This window comes from Salinimicrobium gaetbulicola, from assembly GCF_042676025.1.
Lineage (GTDB): Bacteria > Bacteroidota > Bacteroidia > Flavobacteriales > Flavobacteriaceae > Salinimicrobium > Salinimicrobium gaetbulicola.
Genome location: NZ_JBHTJP010000032.1, coordinates 1294121 through 1316331, shown reverse-complemented (window position 1 = coordinate 1316331; position 22211 = coordinate 1294121). Strand labels below are relative to the sequence as shown.

At 42.3% G+C, this 22211-nt stretch carries 18 protein-coding genes; 12 read left to right on the top strand and 6 right to left on the bottom strand.

What is annotated here, in order from left to right; translation table 11 throughout:
• Positions 1-21: 21 nt before the first annotated feature.
• The 5 genes from secG to miaB are packed head-to-tail and all read right to left on the bottom strand — an operon-like array spanning position 22 to position 4461.
• On the bottom strand, positions 22-360 hold the full coding sequence (gene secG, locus ACFQ1G_RS07455; RefSeq protein ID WP_380738105.1) for a preprotein translocase subunit SecG: 339 nt from the start codon (positions 358-360) through the stop codon (positions 22-24).
• A 5-nt stretch (positions 361-365) separates the two neighbouring features.
• A complete protein-coding gene (locus tag ACFQ1G_RS07450; RefSeq protein WP_380738103.1) occupies positions 366-1214 on the bottom strand; it encodes a hypothetical protein in 849 nt (282 codons plus the stop codon).
• Positions 1214-1717 (bottom strand): LptE family protein, encoded by a 504-nt coding sequence (locus ACFQ1G_RS07445; protein ID WP_380738101.1) that lies wholly within the window; start codon positions 1715-1717, stop codon positions 1214-1216. Before ACFQ1G_RS07445 ends, ACFQ1G_RS07450 begins: the two co-directional genes overlap by 1 nt.
• 28 nt (positions 1718-1745) lie before the next feature.
• A complete protein-coding gene (locus ACFQ1G_RS07440; RefSeq protein ID WP_380738099.1) occupies positions 1746-2999 on the bottom strand; it encodes a sigma-54 interaction domain-containing protein in 1254 nt (417 codons plus the stop codon).
• A 16-nt stretch (positions 3000-3015) separates the two neighbouring features.
• The gene (gene miaB, locus ACFQ1G_RS07435; RefSeq protein WP_380738097.1) at positions 3016-4461 is read right to left on the bottom strand and encodes a tRNA (N6-isopentenyl adenosine(37)-C2)-methylthiotransferase MiaB; all 1446 of its coding nucleotides are present in this window, start codon (positions 4459-4461) and stop codon (positions 3016-3018) included.
• Between the two features lie 175 nt (positions 4462-4636).
• Between miaB and topA the strand changes: the two genes are divergently transcribed.
• The 7 genes from topA (at position 4637) to ACFQ1G_RS07400 (ending at position 14146) form a co-directional block, all read left to right on the top strand.
• Positions 4637-7180, top strand: a complete 2544-nt coding sequence (gene topA, locus ACFQ1G_RS07430) for a type I DNA topoisomerase (protein WP_380738095.1) — start codon at positions 4637-4639, stop codon at positions 7178-7180.
• Positions 7181-7183: 3 nt separating this feature from the next.
• A complete protein-coding gene (locus ACFQ1G_RS07425) occupies positions 7184-8344 on the top strand; it encodes a formimidoylglutamase (protein ID WP_380738093.1) in 1161 nt (386 codons plus the stop codon).
• Positions 8345-8461: 117 nt separating this feature from the next.
• Positions 8462-9817: a T9SS ring complex lipoprotein PorK/GldK gene (gene porK, locus ACFQ1G_RS07420; RefSeq protein WP_380738091.1), complete on the top strand. Its 1356-nt coding sequence runs from the start codon at positions 8462-8464 to the stop codon at positions 9815-9817.
• A 62-nt stretch (positions 9818-9879) separates the two neighbouring features.
• Positions 9880-10521, top strand: a complete 642-nt coding sequence (gene porL / locus ACFQ1G_RS07415; protein WP_380738089.1) for a type IX secretion system motor protein PorL/GldL — start codon at positions 9880-9882, stop codon at positions 10519-10521.
• Positions 10522-10573: 52 nt separating this feature from the next.
• Complete coding sequence (gene porM, locus ACFQ1G_RS07410) at positions 10574-12109, top strand: type IX secretion system motor protein PorM/GldM (RefSeq protein ID WP_380738087.1); 1536 nt, start codon at positions 10574-10576, stop codon at positions 12107-12109.
• A gap of 14 nt (positions 12110-12123) precedes the next feature.
• The gene (porN, locus tag ACFQ1G_RS07405) at positions 12124-13014 is read left to right on the top strand and encodes a type IX secretion system ring subunit PorN/GldN (protein ID WP_380738085.1); all 891 of its coding nucleotides are present in this window, start codon (positions 12124-12126) and stop codon (positions 13012-13014) included.
• 73 nt (positions 13015-13087) lie between these two features.
• Positions 13088-14146 (top strand): NAD(P)/FAD-dependent oxidoreductase, encoded by a 1059-nt coding sequence (locus tag ACFQ1G_RS07400; protein WP_380738083.1) that lies wholly within the window; start codon positions 13088-13090, stop codon positions 14144-14146.
• Here the strand turns inward: ACFQ1G_RS07400 and ACFQ1G_RS07395 are convergent.
• Positions 14133-14522: a DUF983 domain-containing protein gene (locus ACFQ1G_RS07395; RefSeq protein WP_380738081.1), complete on the bottom strand. Its 390-nt coding sequence runs from the start codon at positions 14520-14522 to the stop codon at positions 14133-14135. The two genes, ACFQ1G_RS07400 and ACFQ1G_RS07395, sit on opposite strands and share 14 nt — an antisense overlap.
• 57 nt (positions 14523-14579) lie before the next feature.
• Between ACFQ1G_RS07395 and ACFQ1G_RS07390 the strand changes: the two genes are divergently transcribed.
• From ACFQ1G_RS07390 to ACFQ1G_RS07370, 5 genes are all read left to right on the top strand, one after another.
• Positions 14580-16487 (top strand): ABC-F family ATP-binding cassette domain-containing protein, encoded by a 1908-nt coding sequence (locus ACFQ1G_RS07390; protein WP_380738079.1) that lies wholly within the window; start codon positions 14580-14582, stop codon positions 16485-16487.
• A 63-nt stretch (positions 16488-16550) separates the two neighbouring features.
• A complete protein-coding gene (locus ACFQ1G_RS07385; protein ID WP_380738077.1) occupies positions 16551-16979 on the top strand; it encodes a hypothetical protein in 429 nt (142 codons plus the stop codon).
• Positions 16980-17693 carry an efflux RND transporter periplasmic adaptor subunit gene (locus ACFQ1G_RS07380; protein ID WP_380738482.1) on the top strand — a complete coding sequence of 238 codons (714 nt, stop codon included), beginning with the start codon at positions 16980-16982 and terminating at the stop codon, positions 17691-17693. It abuts the gene before it with no gap.
• Positions 17690-20896 (top strand): efflux RND transporter permease subunit, encoded by a 3207-nt coding sequence (locus ACFQ1G_RS07375; RefSeq protein WP_380738075.1) that lies wholly within the window; start codon positions 17690-17692, stop codon positions 20894-20896. The genes ACFQ1G_RS07380 and ACFQ1G_RS07375 overlap by 4 nt, the downstream gene beginning before the upstream one ends.
• Positions 20880-22211, top strand: coding sequence for a TolC family protein (locus tag ACFQ1G_RS07370; protein WP_380738073.1), 1332 nt, complete (start codon positions 20880-20882; stop codon positions 22209-22211). The genes ACFQ1G_RS07375 and ACFQ1G_RS07370 overlap by 17 nt, the downstream gene beginning before the upstream one ends.

Genomic DNA, 22211 nt, shown 5'->3' with positions numbered 1-22211 from the left:
ATATTTGGTAAAAAGTATTTCTTAGTTTTCCTCTGCAGGAGTCGTAGCAGGAGTTTCAACAGGAGCAGGAACGTTGGTTTCAACCTCGGTGTCTCCATTCATGATCTTTGACTCTCCTAATCCGTTTCCGCCCATAATTGTCACGTTCGAAAGTAGGATAAGAACCAATAGCAAGGTAGCCAGGGTCCAGGTGCTTTTGTCCAGGAAGTCTGATGTCTTCTGAACTCCACCAATTTGATTTGCACCACCTCCAAAAGCAGAAGATAATCCTCCTCCTTTAGGGTTTTGTACCATGATAACTACCACTAGCAAAAATGCTACGATAATGATTAATGCTAAAAAGATTGTAAACGTGCTCATTATACTTAACTGTTATTTTCTTGTAATTTTTCGATCGCCCGAATTTGGTCAGCAAAGAAACCACTTTTTTCGGGATTTTTCAAAATTAAAATTTTATATGCCTGAATTGCTTTTTTATAGTTTTTCTGTTCGAGATAAACCCTTGCCAGGGTCTCTGTCATCAATGATTCCGGGGAGGTTTGATTTTCCTCTGCAAGGTTCACTTTTTTAGTGGTTTTAGAAGGAACTATCTTCGGACTTTTTGCAATGAACTCACTGATGAGGTCAAATTTTCTGGCTTTAGCATCATCCTGTTCCTCAGGTTCTTCTTCCTCCCGCTCGATTGGGGTCGCCGAAGCCAGTTTTAGCCATTCGGTAAAGGAGTGATTTTCCTGCCTGTCAAAATCCAGGGGTTTGCCCAGTTGCAGATCGGTTACTTTGGTCTCTTTTTCCTTTTTTTCGAATCTCATGAACAACTCCGGGTCGAAAACCTGTTCAGATTCCTTGATCTTCATTTTTAATGCCTTGTCCAAGCTTAAATTGTCTTCTCCGGAAGTTTCCTCTTGTTCAGCTTTTTTCGCTTCCTCTTTTTCAAGTTGTTCCTGTTTCCTGATCTGCTCAGAGATCTGGTTTTGGTTGAATTCTTCCGAAGTGATAAGGTCAAATAATACGCTGCGGTCTGTAGTGTAAGCGGCGGTTACCTTTAATTCTTTATTATAATGAAGGCTGTTAGCGTTCTTAAGTCCCTTTAGTCTAATGGCCCGGGCGGCCTGGAAATAAGGATATTGCTGTAAAACCTCTTTTAGAGTGGTAGTCTGCTCCTGAGTGATCTCAGCAGGGTGTTGCAACAAATATGTTATTTCCTCTTGTTTCATTACCAGTTTGCCAGGGTAGCGTTAAATACATCCTGAGTGATGCGTGTAAAGATCTCTTCAAGAGCCGTTGCCAGAACTGCTCCCTGAAGTTGAGAGTTGGCGGGATAATCATAATAGAAAGAGAACCTTCTTTCAAGATCTTTTTCGGGGTCTAAGGTGTTATAAAAACGTACGTTCACCACGATGGTCAATCGGTTTTGAGCGGCGGTGCTTTGCGCCGTGGCGCTCATTGGCGACACATAGTAATCTTCGATCTCTCCTTCATAGACCAGGTCTCCGTTTGAATCGGTAAGATTCAGGTTGGTCTGGCTTTGTATCAGGTCTTGTAACTGAAGCGTAAATGTTCGGTCAATACCCGGTTCAACGATAGCCGACGCATTCTGGAAATAGTTTACCTGGAAAGTTTGGGCGTTTCCTGTATCGGCTCCTGAAAACGAATAAATTCCGCAGGACTGAAAACTGAAAAGTAACAGACCGATAAGTAATAATTGTAGGTTTCTCATAAATATCCTAAGGTCTCAAAAAGCCTTTTTACAGGTCGTATTGTTTTATTTTGCGGTACAAGGTTCGTTCGCTGATCCCCAGCTCGTCGGCTGCTGCCTTTCTCTTTCCGTTGTGACGCTCCAGCGATTTCTTGATGAGTTCCAGCTCCTTGTCCTGAAGCGAAAGCGTTTCTTCTTCCTCAATTTCCTCTGCAAAATAATATTTATCCTGCTTATCAGGTGTATTATTCTGCGGAATTTGAAGCACTTCCAGCTGTTCGTCTGTGATCTCTTCGGATTCTACATCCTGTTCGTCGCCATTTCCGTAGATCTTTTCAATAAGGCCTTCATTTTCCTCCTTCACCTTGCTGCTGTCATGTTTCATGAGTTCAAGGGTGAGTTTCTTAAGGTCGTTAAGGTCGCTTTTCATGTCGAAAAGTACCTTGTAAAGTATTTCGCGCTCATTACTGAAATCGCTTTCCTTTTTCTTTTCTTCGATGACGGCCGGCAAGTTGTCGCTAACACCGGGCAGGTAGCCTCTTAGTTTTTCTGCATTGATTTCCCGCTCCTGTTCCAGAACAGAGATCTGTTCGGCTATATTGCGCAACTGTCGAACGTTACCGCTCCATCGATACTTTTGTAAAAGAGCTACCGCAGCGTCGTCAAGACGAATGGTAGGCATTTTATATTTTAAAGCGAAATCTGCTGCGAACTTTCTAAAGAGTAAGTGAATATCGCCTTTTCTATCCCTTAACGGCGGAAGGTGAATTTCCACGGTACTTAACCTGTAATAAAGATCTTCTCTGAATTTCCCTTTTTTGATGGCCTCGAACATATTCACATTGGTGGCGGCCACTATGCGCACGTTCGTTTTCTGAACTTTAGAGGAACCTACTTTCATAAATTCTCCATTTTCAAGAATCCGTAATAAACGAACCTGAGTGGTCAACGGAAGTTCACCTACTTCATCTAAGAAAATGGTTCCGCCATCGGCTACTTCAAAATATCCACTTCGTGCCTGAGAGGCTCCGGTAAAAGAGCCTTTTTCATGCCCGAACAATTCACTGTCGATCGTGCCTTCGGGAATGGCACCGCAGTTCACTGCAATATATTTTCCATGTTTGCGATGGGAGAGGGCGTGAATGATCTTTGGGATGTTCTCTTTTCCCACTCCGCTTTCTCCTGTAACCAGAACCGAAATATCTGTAGGTGCGACCTGAATTGCTTTCTCGACCGCCCTGTTTAATTTTTCGTCATTCCCAAGAATGCCAAAACGCTGTTTTATTGCTTGTACTGATTCCATAAATGACCTTGACTGCTTAATTATTATCGCTGTAACCCACGGCTTCCCCGATCAGGGTGGCGCTGGTACAGTCATTTATCTTAACATTGACAAAATCTCCTACTTTGTAATTTTCCTTCGGAAAGACCGCTACGGTATTTTGTGTCGTTCTTCCGCTCCAGTGTTCGTCTGATTTCTTGGACTCTTTTTCGATCAAAACCTCCACGGTTTTTCCAACGAACTGCTGAGTTCTGTAATGGCTGTGTTTCTGCTGAAGGTTCACGATCTCGGTAAGCCTTCTTTTCTTAACTTCTTCTGGTACGTCATCTTCCAGTTTACGGGCCGCCATGGTTCCGGGTCTTTCAGAATAGGCGAACATGAATCCGAAATCATATTTTACGTACTCCATTAAAGATAAAGTATCCTGGTGATCTTCTTCGGTCTCGGTCGGGAAACCTGTGATCATATCCTGAGAAATGGCACATTCTGGCATTAACCTTCGGATATTATCGATCAACTCAAAGTATTCTTCTCGAGTATGTAGGCGGTTCATCTCTTTCAGGATTCGGTCACTTCCACTTTGCACCGGAAGGTGAATATATCGGCAGATGTTTGGATATTTCGCCATGGTCTCGATCACGTCAAGCGTCATATCCTGAGGATTGGAAGTGGAGAACCTGATCCTCAATTTTGGATGGGCTTCAGCAACAAGCTTCAGTAAACCTGAAAAGTTAGTGGCTGTCGCTTTTTGAATTTCCGAAGCATTCTTGAAATCTTTTTTAAGTCCGCCGCCATACCAAAGGTAACTGTCCACATTCTGCCCTAAAAGGGTAACTTCCTTGAAGCCTTTTGCTACCAGGTCGTTCACTTCTTCTAAAATACTTTGCGGGTCGCGACTGCGCTCCCTTCCGCGGGTAAAAGGAACCACGCAAAAAGTACACATGTTGTCACAACCCCTGGTAATGGAAACAAAAGCGGATACTCCGTTGCTTTGAAGGCGTACCGGGGAAATGTCACCGTAAGTTTCCTCTTTTGAAAGGATCACGTTTACTGCATTCCTGCCTTCCTCGACCTCGTTGATAAGGTTAGGAAGATCTTTATAAGCATCGGGTCCAACAACAAGATCCACGATCTTTTCTTCTTCCAGGAATTGAGCTTTAAGGCGCTCGGCCATACACCCAAGCACTCCCACCTTCATTTTAGGGTTGATCTTCTTGACCGCATTATATTTTTCCAGGCGTTTGCGAACAGTTTGTTCGGCCTTGTCGCGAATGGAACATGTATTAATAAGGACAAGGTCTGCCTCCTCAAGATTTTGGGTAGTATTAAAACCTTCCTTGGCAAGAATGGAAGCAACAATTTCACTATCACTAAAATTCATCTGGCAGCCGTAACTCTCTATCATCAACTTTCTTCCGTTCCCAGATTTCGGCTCCATCACCAGGGAGTTACCCTGTTGTTTTTCGTCTATTATCTTCTCCATATTTCAAAATATACCGTTTGGTAATTGAACGTGCAAAGATACGTTTTTAGTTGAGATGTGACAAAGTGACAGTGGTAAATTAAAGCCTTTTTTGACTGAGGGAAATCCCCCTTTTCTTAAAAGAGCAGCTCATATTTAAAATTTCCTATACTTTTGCAGAACAAAAATAGATGCTATGGCGAAGAATTTAGTGATTGTAGAGTCCCCTGCAAAGGCAAAGACCATTGAGAAATTCCTGGGAAAGGACTATAAGGTCGCTTCCAGTTTTGGTCACATTGCCGACCTGCCCACCAAAGAACTCGGGGTGGACACAGAGGGTGATTTTACTCCTAAATATATTGTCTCAAAAGATAAAAAGGACGTAGTCAGGAAATTGAAAGGACTGGCCAAGGATGCAGATACTGTATGGCTGGCGAGTGATGAGGATCGTGAGGGAGAAGCTATTGCATGGCACCTTTCAGAAGAATTGAACCTTGATAAAAAGAAAACAAAACGAATCGTTTTTCACGAGATCACGAAATCTGCCATTTTAAAGGCGATCGAGAATCCACGAGATATAAACTATAACCTGGTAAATGCCCAGCAGGCCCGTAGGGTCTTGGATCGTTTGGTGGGATACGAGCTTTCACCGGTTCTTTGGAGAAAGGTGAAAGGCGGACTTTCGGCGGGAAGGGTCCAATCCGTATCTGTACGTCTTATTGTAGAGCGCGAAAGGGAGATTCAGAATTTCACTCCTGAAGCCTCCTTTAGAATCGATGCCGAATTTACTACCGAAGAAGGAAAGGTCTTTAAGGCAAAGCTTCCCAAGAACTTTGATACAAAAGAAGAAGCGGAAAAATTTCTTTCAGAAAATATAGGGGCCAATTTTAAGGTGGCAGATCTTACCACCAAACCGGCTAAGAAGTCTCCGGCGCCTCCGTTTACCACTTCAACCCTGCAACAGGAAGCTGCCCGAAAATTATATTTTTCAGTAAGTAAGACCATGACCATGGCTCAGCGTTTATATGAAGCCGGTCATATTACTTATATGAGAACAGATAGTGTGAATCTTTCTGATGATGCTCGAAAAGGTGCTAAAAATGAGATCCTGAAAGCGTACGGGGATAAATACAGTAAAAGCCGACAGTTTAAAGGTAAATCAAAAGGTGCCCAGGAAGCTCACGAAGCGATTCGACCTACGAACTTTGAAAACCACACGGTGAATGCCGACAGGGATGAGCAGAGATTGTATGATCTTATCTGGAAAAGAGCGATCGCATCTCAAATGAGCGAGGCGCAGCTGGAAAGAACCAATGTAAAGATCGAAGCAGACAAGCACGACAAACAATTCACTGCTAACGGAGAGGTGTTGAAGTTCGACGGATTCCTTAAAGTTTATCTGGAGGGAAGAGATGATGAGGATGAAGATGTGCAGGAGCAGGAAGGGATGCTTCCGGCATTGCGAGTGAATGAAAAGCTGGAGAATAATTACATTACAGCGACCGAGCGTTTTACCCGACCACCTTATCGTTATACAGAAGCTTCTTTAGTTAAAAAGCTGGAGGAGTTGGGAATTGGTCGTCCGTCAACATACGCTCCAACTATTTCCACTATCCAGAACAGGAATTATATTGAAAAAGGTTCCGTTGACGGAGTGGAGAGGGAGTATGCTAAGCTTTCCTTAAGCAATGATAAGCTGAAGGAAGAAAAGCTCTCTGAAACTATAGGAAGTGATAAAGGAAAACTGGTGCCTACTGATGTTGGTATGGTAGTGAATGATTTCCTTGTAAATCATTTTTCAAGTATTTTAGATTATAACTTCACCGCGAAAGTGGAGGAAGATTTTGATAACATCGCTGAAGGTAAGGAGGAATGGACCCGCATGATGAAGGATTTCTATAATGATTTCCATCCGCATGTGAAAGATGTCGCTGAAAATGCCGATCGGGAAGTGGGAGAGCGGATCTTAGGAAAGGATCCTGAGACCGGAAAGCCGGTAAGTGTACGATTAGGGAAATTTGGTCCCATGGTACAGATGGGTTCTGTAGAAGATGAGGAAAAACCGAAATTCGCCAGTTTATCACCAGATCAGACTTTAGATTCCGTTACCTTTGAAGAAGCTATGGAGCTGTTCAAGCTTCCGAAGGAGTTAGGTGAATACAAAGGGGAGAAGGTGGAAGTGAACAACGGGCGATTTGGTCCTTATATAAAGTATGGGAAAAAATACGTTTCCCTTGATAAAGGAGAAGACCCGATCGAAGTTAGCATGGATCGGGCGCTTGAGTTGATCGCTGAAAAGGAAAAAGCAGATGCTCCTATCTATGAATACAAAAACCTTCCGGTACAAAAAGGTGTTGGTCGATTTGGGCCTTACCTGAAGTGGAACAGTATGTTCATCAATGTGAACAAAAAATATGATTTTGATAATCTTTCCGCAGAAGACATTGAGGAATTGATCGAAGACAAGATCCGCAAGGAGCGTGAGAAAGTCATTCATAACTGGGAAGAGGAAGGAATAAGAGTTGAAAAGGCACGTTGGGGGCGTTCCAATATTATAAAAGGTAAGACTAAAATAGAACTGCCTAAAACGGTAGATGCTACAAAGCTTACTTTAGACGAGGTGAAGGAGATCATTGAGAAGAAGGCTCCAAAGAAAAAAGCGGCTAAGAAAAAGACTACGACGAAGAAGACTGCTGCTAAAAAGACCACGACAAAGAAAACGGCCACCAAAAAGAAATAATCAATGGATTTTGATTTTTTTACCCCGGTAAATCATGAGCTCGTAGATGATTTTGCCAAAGATCCCGGTATAGGGGCGTCATTATTAATACATTCAGAAGCGTCTGCATTTCCTGATCTTGAGGGAGTGAAGATCGCTGTCTTTGGTGTTCTGGAAGACCGCCTTGCCGAAAATCCTACCGGTGAACCCTTCAATTTTGATAATATTAGGAAGAGTTTTTATCAGCTTTATCCGGGTAACTGGTTTCATAAAATAGCTGACCTGGGAGATATAAGACCCGGTGAAAGTGTGGAGGATACTTTTTTCGCAGTACAGACCGTAGTTGCAGATCTTCTGAAGAAAAATATCATCCCTGTGATCTTAGGAGGTTCGCAGGACCTGATCTATGGTCAGTACAGAGCCTATGACGGGGTGGAGCAGATGGTGAATTTGGTGAATATCGATTCCAGGTTTGATCTGGGTGATGCCGATAAGCCTTTGTCTAATAGGTCTTATGTTGGGCGAATCGTGGTAACCAAGCCTTATAACCTTTTCAATTATTCTAATCTTGGATATCAAACCTATTTCAATTCTCAGGATGAGATCGAGTTAATGGAGCGACTGTTCTTTGATGCGTACAGATTAGGTGAGGTCTCAAATGATATTAGTATTGTTGAGCCGGTCATGAGGGATGCAAACCTGGTAGGTGTGGATATGGGAGCAGTAAGTGCAGGTGCCTTAGGGAACTACAGGCTGCAGTCTCCTAATGGTTTCGACGGAAAAGAAATTTGTGCCCTGGCTCGTTATGCAGGTATAAGCGATAAGGTTTCCTCATTTGGGATATATGAAATTACTTCAGAATTGAACTTCCCGACATCGACTATGCTGGTGGCACAAATGCTCTGGTATTTCATAGAAGGAGTCAATTTTAGGAAGAATGAGAATACTATTTCGGCGAAAAAGGAGTTTATAAAGTACCAGGTTCCGATAGAAGATGAGGTTTTGGTGTTTTTTAAGAGCCCGGTAAGTGGTCGTTGGTGGATAGAAATCCCCTTTATGTCCCCTGAAAGTAATAAATTAAAGAGGCACACGTTATTACCTTGCACTGAAGGTGATTACATCGATGCTTGCAACCAAATTCTTCCTGAAAGGTGGTATAAGACCAAGCGGAAGAACGAAATTTAACTATATTTAAACACCTGTAGCCGGTCGATTTTTAGAAATAAATTGTTTATTAGAAAATAAATAAATAGGTTTACTGACTTGGAGAAGTACTACTAGGTCCTAACTTTGAAAGATATTATGAGGAAACTTTTTTTACTTATTGCTGTAATTTCTTTATTGGCTTCTTGTGGCCGGGGTGATCAAGGGCAATTGGTAGGTGTACAGGGAAAGAAATGGCATCCGGAGAAACCTTTAGGAATGACACTTGTTCCTGGAGGTGCTTTTATTATGGGTAAGTCTGACGATGATATCGTGGGCCTTAAAAATGCACCGCCTAAAACCGTTACCGTTCGTTCTTTTTACATGGACGAGACCGAAATAACAAACGCAGAATACAGGCAATTTGTCAACTGGGTTCGTGACTCTGTTGTTCGAATGAAACTTGCCATTTTTGCTGAGGAAATGGGGGAGACTCCAGGTTCCGGCGGAATTGGTGAATACGCTTTTGCTGATACTGACGAAGAGAACATGTCAGTCTACGAAAAGTACATGTATGATAACTATTACAGTATGGGTGGTTATGAAGGGCGAAAGTTAAATAAGGATGTTGATATCATTTGGGATACTCGTGATTATCCAGATGAATATTATGCAGAGATCATGGACACCATGTATATTCCAATTGAAGAGGTGTACAACGGGCAACGTTCAATTGATGTAAAGCACTTAAAATTCAGGTATTCCTGGATGGATATTCAGGAAGCTGCCAGGGCAGAACCGGGACGTCGTTCAGAATTCATTAAAACAGAAGAAATCGCTATCTATCCTGATACCACCGTTTGGATCAAAGATTTTAATTATTCCTATAATGAGCCAATGCACAATGACTATTTCTGGCATGATGCATATGGAGATTATCCGGTTGTGGGAGTGACCTGGAAACAAGCGAGAGCTTTCGCTCAATGGAGAACTCTGTATCACAATTCTTACCGTAAGAAAAGAGGTAAGCACAATGTGAATGCATACAGGCTTCCTACTGAAGCGGAGTGGGAGTATGCTGCCCGTGGCGGACTCGAATCTGCATCTTATCCCTGGGGTGGGCCATATACTAAGAATGATAGAGGATGTTTTATGGCGAACTTTAAACCTTTAAGAGGTGATTACGCAGCAGATCAAGCATTGTATACGGTAGAAGCTCATTCATATGAACCTAATGATTATGGATTGTACAATATGGCGGGGAACGTTTCAGAATGGGTTTTCTCATCATACGATCCAGGCTCTTATGAATATTCATCATCCATGAACCCGTCTGTCAATGACGAGGAAAATATGAAGAAAGTAGTTAGGGGAGGATCCTGGAAGGATGTTGCTTATTTCCTACAGGTAAGTTCCCGGGATTATGAATATGCAGATACTGCAAGAAGTTATATTGGTTTCAGAACTGTCCAGGATTATCTTGGAACAGATGTTACCTTGAATCAGACACGTTAAGACCCCCTAATTTATTATAACAACAACCTAAAAGAAAAACTCTATCTAAATTTTTAATTATTATGGCAAACAATAAATCAACCAAGAAATTAATGAACATGGTCTATGGTTTAGGAGCCTCTGTGGTAATCCTTGGAGCTCTTTTTAAGATCATGCACTGGCCATTTGGTAACCTTATGCTTATTTTGGGACTTATCGTGGAAGCTTTAGTATTCGCCGTTTCTGCATTTGAGCCTGTAGATGATGAATTAGACTGGTCATTAGTATACCCTGAACTTGCAGGTGGTGAAGCTTCAGCAAGAGGTGGTGCAGTGGTAACTAATGACGAGACTGAAGGGATGCTTTCCAGAAAACTTGATGAGATCCTTAAAGAAGCAAAAATTGATGCTACACTAATGAGCAGTCTTGGCGAAAGTATTCGCAACTTTGAGGGTGCTGCTAAGAACATCGCTCCAACCGTTGATGGTATCGAGTCTCAAAAAAGATATAGCGAAGAAATGAATCTTGCTGCAAGTCAGTTAGAGTCATTGAACAGTATTTATAAAGTACAGGTAGAGTCTGCTGCCCGTCAATCTGAAATTAACGAAGCGGTGGCCGAGAACGCCGGAAGATTAAATCAGCAGATGGAGTCTTTGGCTTCCAACCTTTCTTCTTTAAATGGTGTTTATGGCGGAATGTTATCTGCTATGCACGTCAAAGCCTAATTGGTTTAAAATCGATCTAAAACAGTATTAAAACATTAAACTAAATTAGAGAATGGCTGGAGGTAAACAAACACCAAGACAGAAGATGATCAACCTGATGTATCTGGTTTTCATCGCGATGATGGCCTTGAATATGTCAAAAGAGGTCCTTACTGCTTTTGGTAATATCAATGAGAAATTAGCAGAATCGAATTCCTCGGTTGCAGAAAGAAACTCGGCTGCCATGGCCGGTCTTGTTGCAAAGGCTGAAGAACAACCTGCAAAATATAAGCCTTTACAGGAAAAGGCTTCAAAGATCCATGAAATGACTACTGAATTCACCGCCTATCTTGAAGAGATGAAAAGCATGGTGCTGGAAGGAGTAGACGATCCTCAAAATTATGAGGCAATGGATAAATCATCTCCCCTGGATGAATACTTTTTCCAAAGTGGAAAAGCTAGTAATAAAGGTCAGGAATTTTTAAATAAAGTAGAGAGCTACCGTGAAGGTGTAGCAAGTTTGATCGAAGATAATTATCCTCAGATCGCTGCTGAAGTTAGAAGGGAATTCAGTACAGATCCTGTAAAAGATTCTGAAGGAGTAAAGAAACCCTGGTTGGCATACAATTTTGAAAGTTTCCCAATGATCGCATCTATTACTAAATTCACCCAAATGCAGGGTGATGCCCGTGGTGCCGAAAATGATATTCTTTCTGTAATGCTTTCCGGACAGTTACAGAGCGAAGTTTCTTTAACGAATTATGAAGCGATCGTTATATCAGATAAGACAGCGTTTTTCAATGGTGAGAACTATAAAGGAAAAGTGGTGTTAGGTAGAGTTGACAAAACTTTGCAATTTGATAAGGTAATTATCAACGGTAACGAGATCCAGAGTACAGAAGCCGGTCAGGTAAAGCTTGATTTTCCTGCTGGAAATGTTGGACAACAAAAGATCACAGGAGAACTTCAGTTTAAAGAAGGAGATTCTATAATCTCTATTCCTGTGAACAATTCATATAGCGTAATTCCTAAACCTAATTCTGCCGTAATTTCTGCAGATAAGATGAACGTGGTATATCGTGGGGTTCAAAACCCAATGACCATTTCGATTCCGGGAGTAGGAAATGTTTCGGCAAACGCTCCGGGTCTTAGATCTGTAGGTGGTCCTAACTATGTAATGGATGTGACTACCCTTCAGGCGAGAGAGGTTACTATCAATGTTTCCGGAGAACTTCCGGGAGGAGAGAAAGTAGGAGACAGCAAAACGTTCAGAGTGAAAGATATTCCTCGTCCTGTTGGAACCGTAAGAGGAGAAGACGGAACGGTGAGAATGCAAAGAAATACCCTTGAGATCGCTACTATTGGAGCTACCTTACCAGACTTTGATTTTGACCTTAACCTACGGGTAACAGGGTTTAAATTTAAAGTACCTGGACAACCTACCGTACAGGTTCGTGGTCAGAAACTGGATGACAGGGCTGTCGCTGCATTAAGACGTGCGGGTAGAGGTGAATCTGTTCAAATTTTTGATGTGGAAGCTCAATTAGCTAACAACGCAAGCTATAAATTAAAGCAGGTTTCTCCCGTATTTGTGGAGTTAACGAATTAAAATAAAATTAGAATATGAACTGGAACCGATTTTTAGTTGGAATATGTGGATTGCTCGTTTCGGTGACAACTTTTGGCCAAAAGAACATTTTGAATGCTAAAAGTCCGGATGAGATCGAGGCGCCTACTGCCGCAGAATTGGCATATGGAAAGAATGCACCGCTTGAATACGGGTATGTAGATACTCGTGATATCTTGTGGTCAAAAACTACCTGGGAAGTTGTAGACCTTGATGAAAGAGTGAATTTCCCGCTGTACTATCCAATTGACACCAATCAAATTGGAAGTTCCAGACGTGCTCTGTATGATGTTCTTATCAAGAACATTAAAAACGGAAAGATCGAAGAGATCTACGCCGATTCATATTTCAACGATAAGATCGCTTTGAAGGACATTCAGGCTGCCTTATCAAAAGTTGATACTACAGACCTTGGTATAGAACAGTATAACGCCGGTGAGCAAATTGATCCGCAGTATATCAGTAGAAGGGATATTTCTGCTGCTGATATTGCTGAGTACCACATTAGAGGTTACTGGTATTTTGACAAACGCCAGGCTGAGTTAAAGTACAGGCTATTGGGGATCGCTCCAGTTGCTCCTGATGTAAACTTTATTGACAGCGATGAACCAGCTTTAGTGGAATTGTTCTGGGTTTGGTATCCGTCTGCCAGAGATGTGTTGAATCAGGCTTTCGCTTTTAATCCGAATAATACTTCTAAGCCTATTTCCTTTGATCACTTGCTGAATGCAAGAAGATTTAATGGAGTGGTCTATGCTGAAGATAATCTGCAGGGAGACCGGCAGGTGGATGATTATATCAATGATAATGCATTTATGCAGTTATTGGAATCACAGCGAATCAAAGAACAGATCAGAAACTTCGAGCAAGATATGTGGAACTATTGATTTTGCTCATATTTTGAACAATTTAGAAACGCCTTTCATTACGAAAGGCGTTTTTTTGTTATAATTTTACTCCATGAAAGATTACATCATAGTAGGACTGGGCCTTAGCGGTGCCAGCTTAGCATATAGACTGGAGAAGACAGGAAAGTCTTTCCTCGTTTTTGACGACAACTCGCAGGAAGCATCAAAAGTAGCCGGAGGTTTTATGAATCCGGTGATCTTAAAGCGGTTTACCTTAGCCTGGAAGGCCGATATTCAAATGCCTAAGGCCGTTGCTTTTTATTCTGAAATGGAAGAATTACTTGGGAAGGAATTTCTCTCTCCCCTTGAAATATACCGTAGGTTCTCATCAGTAGAGGAGCAGAATAACTGGTTTGAAGCTGCCGATAAGCCTAAACTGGCTCCTTATTTGGATACTGACCTGGTTTCTACAGTTAATCCCAATGTTCCCGGAAATCATTCCTTCGGGAAAGTGTTGAATACCAAAAGAATTGATCCCAGAAACCTTTTAGAAAGCTATGCTGCTCACCTTCTTGAAAATGATCTTTTGAAAGAAGAGTCTTTTAAACATGAAGACCTGGTACTTTCCGAAGAAGGCGTGGAGTATAAAGGGATCAAAGCTAAAAATATCATTTTCTGCGAAGGCTTCGGCTTGCTGAATAACCCATATTTCAAATACCTTCCGCTAAGAGGAAATAAAGGGGAATATATTATTATTAAGGCCCCGGGACTTGATCTTGAAGTAGGTGTGAAATCCTCTGTTTTCATATTTCCGGCAGGAGAAGATCTGTATGCGGTAGGTGCTACTTACAGTAATACTGATAAGACACCGGGTCCAACAGAATCTGCAAGACAGGAACTGGTCACAAAATTAAAGGATTTGATCACGGTTGATTTTGAGGTGGTCCACCAGGTGGCCGGTTTACGCCCTTCCACCATCGACAGAAGGCCCTTGGTTGGAAGACATCCGGAACATAAGAATCTCTATTGCTGTAATGGATTTGGAAGCCGTGGTATTTTATTGGCTCCTATGATCTCTGAAGAATTGTTGGATCTTATTGAACACGAAAAAGATCTCGATCCGGAAACAAATATTAGCCGATTCACCAAAAAGTGGTTTAATGCTTCTTAGCTTTTGATTCGTCATAGCTAAAGAAGAAATTGATCCAGATATTCCTGCTCCAGCGCACAATGACAGGAAGGAATACCACAAGTGTTCCAACTATGACTATAAAGGTTGTGAGCAAGCTTACCTTCAGCAGCCAATAGGCGATTACGAAGGCCGCGACCGCAAAGGCGATCCCTACTGCGTAACTCACATACATGGCTCCAAAGAAGAAAGAAGGTTCCATTTTGTATTTGGTATTGCAATTAGAGCAACGTTCGTGCATGGCAAATAACCTTGAGATCTTATAAGGGTTCGGTTCCTTATACATACTTTCCTCCTGACAGACAGGACATGTGCCTGTGAAAATGCTGTAGAGCTTACTACCTTTTAAGAATGTCATGGGAGTTTTTTTTGCGACGTAAATTTAAGCATCTTTGCAAAAAAATAACGGAAAAGAATGTTGAATATACACAATTTGTCAGTTTCCTTTGGTGGGGAATACCTGTTTGAAGAAATAACTTTTAGGCTGGGAGCTGGTGACAGGGTAGGACTTATAGGAAAGAATGGAGCTGGGAAATCTACTATGCTCAAAATTCTTTCCGGAGAGATGGAGCCGGATACCGGACAAATTGCTACCGATAAAGATCTTAAGATCGGCTTTTTAAAGCAGGATATTGATTTTATTGAAGGAAGAACCGTGCTTGAGGAATCGTATCAGGCATTTGAGGAGATCAAACGCTTAGAGAAGAAGCTGGAGGAGATCAATCATCAGCTGGCCGAACGTACAGATTATGAAAGTGATTCCTATCACCAGCTTATGGTGGATCTAAACGATGTGCAACATCAATATGAGATCCATGGTGGTTATAATTACCAGGGTGAAACCGAAAGGATCCTTCAGGGACTTGGTTTTAAAAGAGAAGATTTTAATAAACTTACAGACACTTTTTCGGGAGGATGGAGAATGAGGATCGAACTGGCGAAACTCCTGCTTCAGCAAAATGATATTTTACTGCTCGATGAGCCTACCAACCACCTTGATATTGAATCTATCATCTGGCTGGAGGGGTTTCTGAATAATTATCCCGGGGCGGTAGTGATCGTTTCTCACGATAAGATGTTCCTGGACAACGTCACTAACAGGACCATAGAGATCTCTCTTGGAAGGATCTATGACTTCAATAAACCTTATTCCAAATATCTGGTGCTTCGGAAGGAGTTGAGGGAACAACAGCTGGCTTCTCAAAAGAACCAGGAAAAGCAAATTCAGCAAACCGAGAAACTCATCGAAAAATTCCGTGCGAAAGCTTCTAAAGCGAGCATGGCTCAATCTCTTATTAAAAAACTTGATAAGATAGACCGGATTGAAGTAGATGAAGATGACAATTCGGTAATGACCTTGAAATTTCCGGTTTCTGTTACCCCGGGGAAAGTAGTGGTAGAGGCTCATAATATTTCAAAAAGTTATGGCAACAAAAATGTGCTTCAGAATATAGATCTGCTGATCGAAAGAGATTCTAAAACTGCATTTGTGGGCCAGAACGGACAGGGGAAATCAACCCTTGCAAAGATCATTGTAGGCGACCTGGATCATAAGGGAGAATTAAAATTAGGGCACAATGTACAAATAGGTTACTTCGCGCAGAACCAGGCAGAATATTTGGATGGCTCCAAAACCGTACTTGACACCATGATAGATGCGGCCAACGAATCTAACCGTGCGAAGGTGCGTGATATCTTAGGTTCTTTCTTGTTCAGGGGAGATGAAGTTGAAAAATATGTAAGGGTGCTTTCCGGAGGGGAGAGAAACAGGCTTGCTCTTGCAAAATTGATGTTACAACCTTTTAACGTGTTGGTAATGGATGAGCCTACCAACCACCTGGATATTAAATCCAAAAATGTCCTTAAAGACGCATTAAAAAGCTTTGAAGGAACTCTTATCCTGGTCTCTCACGACAGGGATTTCCTGCAGGGGCTTACCAATAAGGTCTATGAGTTCAAAGATCATAAGATCAAAGAATACCTGGGAGACATTGATTTCTATCTGGAGCAACGCAAGCTTAATGATATGAGGGAGGTTGAAAAAAGGGAAATTCAGAAACAGGCTCCTAAAGAAAGCAATAAGGATTCTTATCAAAATCAAAAGAAGGTGAAATCTCTCAATAATAAATTGAGCAATATAGAGGCTAAGATCACCAAGCTGGAGAAGGAGCTGAAGGAGAAGGATGTGGAGCTGGCGACCAATTATGAGAAAACGATCGCAAAGCCCGATTTTCTTAAAAAGTATGATTCTCAGAAGAAAGAGGTGGAAAAGTTGATGAAGGAATGGGAAAGCGTGCAGGAAGAACTGGAGAGCTATAACTGATAGTTCCAAAATATTTTTGCAATTTTAAACTATTGCTGGACTTTCAAGTCTAACCATTCAACTATGGATACACGAAAAATCATTCTCTCGATTATAGGCCTGGTGCTTATAATCGCCGCCATCTTTGGCGCTAAAGCTATTATTGACAGCAACGTCAAAGAAAAACCAAAGGTTTCAAAAATCGTTAAAAATGTTTTCGTTGACACGGTGCAAAATGGGGTTGTTCCTATTACAGTGCCAGCTAATGGAAGTGTTACGGCTCTTAGAAAACTTGAACTTTTTGCTGAAGTTCAAGGGATCTTTCAGAGCAGCAGCCATGATTTTAGACCGGGGCAGAGGTATCGTCGCGGAGAGATCTTGCTGAATATTGATTCACGGGAATACGCTGCCAGCGTACAATCGGCTAAAAGTGATCTATACAACAGTATCACGGCCATCATGCCCGATCTAAGGCTCGATTACCCGGAAGCCTTTCCGAAGTGGGAAAATTAACTGAATAATTTTGACATTAACAAAAGAGTTCCTCCCTTACCTGAAACCGATTCTGAGAAAGAGAAATATTTTATTACCGGCCGCGGAATTATTTCGGATTACTATAGCATTAGGAATCTGGAGGAGCGATTGGGGAAATATACGATAGTCGCGCCATTTGACGGGATTTTAACCGAAGCCCTTGTAACCCGGGGAACCCTTATCAGGCAAGGACAGAAACTGGGAGAATTTATTGACCCCTCAGTTTATGAACTGGAAGTTTCGGTAGCTAAAAAATTCAGTGATCTTTTAAAGGTTGGTGAAAAAGTAGCCTTGGCAAACCTCGACGAGACTGAGAATTATACCGGTGTAATTAGTAGGATCAACGCCAGGGTAGACCAGGAAACTCAAACCATTGAGGTGTTCATTAAGGTACAGGGGGAAGATATCCGGGAGGGTATGTTCCTGCAGGCCATGATCGATGCCAGGGATGAGGAGAACGCCATTGAGATTCCTAGGGAGCTTTTGGTTGACAGGTCAAAAGTATATGTGGTAAGGGACAGTGTTCTTGATCTTGTGACGGTGAAACCGGTTTACTTCGGAAAAAACACGGTGGTGATAAAAGGTTTGGAGAACGGTGAACAGATGTTGTCGTCTAATGTTCCGGGAGCTTATTCAGGAATGTTGGTGACCATTCAGAAAGAAAATGGTTCCACTAAAAGCGACATGCCTTGAGAAAGATCATAAGTTACTTTATAAAATATGAGGTCGCTGTTAATGTAGTGATCATCGCATTCGCCATCTTCGGGATCGTGGGCGCATTGCAGATGAAATCCTCCTTTTTTCCGCTGGAAGAATCAAGGATCATCAATATAAATATAGCTTACCCCGGTTCTGCGCCTGAAGAGATCGAAGAAGGTATTATTCTGAAGATCGAGGATAATTTAAAAGGCCTGGTCGGTATTGACAGAGTCACTTCGGTAGCTCGTGAAAGCGGAGGGTCTATCACTGTAGAGATCGAGCAGGATGAGAATATCGATGTCATGCTCACCGAAGTGAAGAACGCGGTAGATAGAGTGCCTACTTTTCCAGCGGGTATGGAACCTCTGGTTGTTGCCAAACAAGAATTTGTAAGGCCTACCATTTCCTTTGCGGTGAGTGGAGAGAATGTACCGCTGGTAACCCTTAAAAGGATCGCTCAACAGATCGAGAACGATCTGCGGACGTTAGATGGAGTCTCACAAATTGAGATCTCGGGCTTTCCACAGGAAGAAATAGAGATCGCGGTAAGTGAAGCCGACCTTTTGGCTCATGACCTTACCTTTGAGGAGGTAGCCAGAACGGTAGCGGATGCCAATATTCTTTCAACAGGTGGAACGGTAAAGACCGTTGCTGAAGATTATCTTATTCGGGCTAATAATCGTGCCTATTTTGCTGACGAATTGAATGACCTGGTGTTACTGTCTTCAGAGACCGGTCAAATAACCAGGCTCGGGGAAATAGCTGTGATTCGGGACCAGTTTTCCGAAACTCCTAACGCATCTTATTTCAACGGAAATGCTTCGGTGAACATCACCATTAGCAATACCAATAATGAAGACCTGCTTTCTACTGCCGAGCAGGTGAAGGAATATATTGAAGAATACAATCAACGCAGCAGTAATGTACAGCTGGACGTAGTTTTCGATTCTTCTATAACCCTGGAACAAAGAACCCAGCTGTTGCTTGAAAATGGTATTATGGGAATTCTTTTAGTGCTATTCTTTTTATCCCTTTTTCTTAATATTCGTTTGGCATTTTGGGTAGCCCTGGGATTACCGATATCGTTCCTGGGGATGTTCATCTTTGCAGGGACCTTAGGAGTGACAATTAACGTGCTTTCTCTCTTCGGAATGATCATCGTGATAGGTATTTTGGTAGATGATGGGATCGTGATCTCAGAAAATATTTATCAGCAATACGAAAAAGGAAAATCGCCCATTCATGCCGCGCTTGATGGTACCATGGAAGTGGTTCCACCTATTATTTCTGCGATCATAACAACTGTACTGGCCTTTTCAACCTTCCTTTTCCTGGACAGCAGGATCGGAGAGTTCTTTGGGGAAGTATCTACCGTAGTGATCCTCACCCTTGTTGTCTCGTTAATTGAGGCATTGGTTATTCTACCTGCTCACATCGCACATTCAAGAGCTCTTCGTGATAAAAGTAAAGATCAAAGAACTAGAAAGAGACGCTTTGGTGCCTTTTTTCAAAAAATGAGAGGTATCAATAAGCTGGGAGATCGTGTAATGGTATACCAGCGGGATAAAATATATTCCCCTGTACTAAAATTTGTACTGAATAACCAGCTTTTTTCACTGGGTGTCTTAGCGGCGGTGCTCATCCTTACCATTGGATCTGTCGGTGGAGGAATTATCAGGGTAACGCTTTTCCCGAGTATCGCGAGTGACCGCGTAAGTATTGACCTTCTTATGCCCGAAGGGGTGAACCCTCAAAGAACCGATTCTATTATCTCTATGGTAGAAGAAGCGGCCTGGAGGGTGAATGAAGATTTCACAGAGAGACAGACCGGCAACAAGCAGGTCGTAGAAAACATCATTAAAAGAGTCGGCCCTGGAAATAATAAGGCTTCTTTGCAGGTAAACCTTTTGCCTGGAGAGGAAAGGGATTTCAGCTCTCCTGAGATCACCAATGCCATTAGAGATGAGGTTGGCCCTGTTTATGGGGTTGAAAATCTCACTTTTGGTTCCGGAGGTAATTTTGGTGGCGCGCCAATTTCAGTATCTCTCCTGGGTAATAATTTGAACGAACTGGAAGCGGCCAAAGAGGAGCTTAAGGAAAACCTTGAGAATAACTCTTTATTGAAAGATGTAAGTGATAACGACCCAAAGGGGATCAAGGAGATCAATGTAAAGCTTAAGGATAATGCTTATGCCTTAGGGCTTGATCTGAGCGAGGTGATGAGGCAGGTGAGAAATGGCTTTTTTGGAGCCCAGGCACAACGTTTTCAACGTGGTCAGGATGAGATTCGGGTTTGGGTGCGTTATGACCTGGAGAATCGTTCATCCATAAATGACCTGGATGAAATGAGAATCGTGACGCCTTCCGGGAACAGGGTGCCTTTTGATGAGATCGCCAACTATGAAATAATTCGAGGAACCGAATCCATCAGCCATCTTGACGGAAGAAGGGAAATTCGGGTAACTGCAGATATGGAAGATCCTAACGGAAGTTCTACTGAGATCCTTACCGATATTCAGGAGAATGTGATGCCGGAGATCCTGGCGACATATCCGAGTATTTCAGTATCGTACGAAGGCCAGAACAGGGAGGCAGGAAAGCTCACAGGATCTGCTAAAAAGGTCCTTCCCATCATCTTTTTCCTCATCTATGCGACCATAGCATTTACCTTCAGAAGTTATAGTCAGCCTTTATTATTAATGATCATGATCCCGTTCAGTATTATTGGCGTTGCCTGGGGTCACTGGGTTCATGATTTTCCTATAAATGTACTTTCGGCATTAGGGATCATTGCCCTGGTGGGGATCATGGTGAATGACGGACTGGTGTTGATAGGGAAATTCAACAGTTATTTAAGGGAAGGCCTGCCATTCAAGGAGGCTTTATATCAGGCAGGACGTTCGCGTTTCAGGGCCATATATTTGACCTCCTTGACGACGATTGCCGGCCTTGCACCATTATTGCTGGAAAAAAGCAGGCAGGCTCAATTTTTAAAGCCAATGGCTATATCTATCTCCTACGGAATTGCGATCGCTACTATTTTAACCCTGTTCCTTTTGCCATTGTTGCTTTCTGTAAGTAATAAGCTGAAGGTAGGAACCAAATGGCTGGCTACTGGTAACAATGTTACTAGTGAGGAAGTTGAAAGAGCTATTAAAGAACAAAAAGAAGAAGAGGAGCATGAAGCGAATATTTAAGTGGATGTTTTTTTTGCCTGCCCTCGTGACTTTTCACATGGCCGGGCAGGAGACAGTTCTGTCAAAAGATGAAGCTGTAAAGGCTGCCCTGGAATCAAACTACGGAATTAAGATATCATCCAATCAGGTCGAGATCGCAGAGAACAATCAGAGTATCTGGAATTCTGGATACCTTCCTTCCCTTACGGGGTTGGCAGGAGCATCTTATGATGTGAACGATCGCACTACCGACATACAGGGAGAAGAAACTATTGAACAGAATGATGTAGAGAATGAGCTTTACAGAGGGTCTTTAAATGTTGACTACGTCTTATTCGATGGTTTGGGCAGGTATTATAATTTTAAAAGCCTGAAGGAGGAATACAATCTCTCGCGTCTGGAAGCAAGGGAGACAGTTGAGAATACCATTTTGCAGCTGTTTACAGTTTATTTTGAGATCGCCCGGTTGTATGAAAATATTGATGTTTTGGAGGAAGGACTTAAGATCTCGAGGGATCGCGAATTAAGAGCTCAATATCAGTATGAGTACGGTCAGGCAAATAACCTGGCGGTTCTCAATGCAAGGGTTGACGTCAATAATGACAGTATCAACCTGATCCAGGCAAGGCAGCAATTGCAAAATACAAAGAGAGATCTGAATGTACTTCTTGACCGGGAAATGGAAGAGTTGGGTTATGTGGTAGATACTACGGTGACCTTTATTCCGAAGTTGCAATTGGAAAATTTAATCGCACAGGCAGCTGAAAATAATGTTCGGATCCTTCAAAGCGAGTCTTCTATTGCTATAAGCGAATATGATATTAAAGTAAACAGATCGGGATATTTACCATCGGTAGGTTTAACCGGCTCTTATGGCTGGAATCAGAATATTGGAGGACCTACAGCTTTTTTTCCGGGTTCAACGACTACCACCACAGGACTTTCGGCAGGGGTAAATCTTACCTGGAATATTTTTGACGGTGGGCGCACCAGGGTGCAAACCAAGAATTCCCGGATAGTTAATGATAACCAGAAGCTATTAAAGGAGCAGGTCGAACTGGAAGTGCGACGAGATATAGCCAACGCCCTTGGGACTTATGAGAATAAACTCTATATTTTTCATGTGCAGGAAGAGAATGTGGCTACCAACCTCGATAACTTTAATCGTACCCAGGAACAATATAAACTTGGACAGGTCACTTCTATTGAATTCCGCCAGGCCCAAATAAACCTTTTGAATGCCGAAACAAGTCTCAACCTTGCCAAATATGAAGCTAAATTAGCAGAGTTGGAGCTGTTAAGGCTTACCGGCCAATTGTTGAATGTGGAATACTAA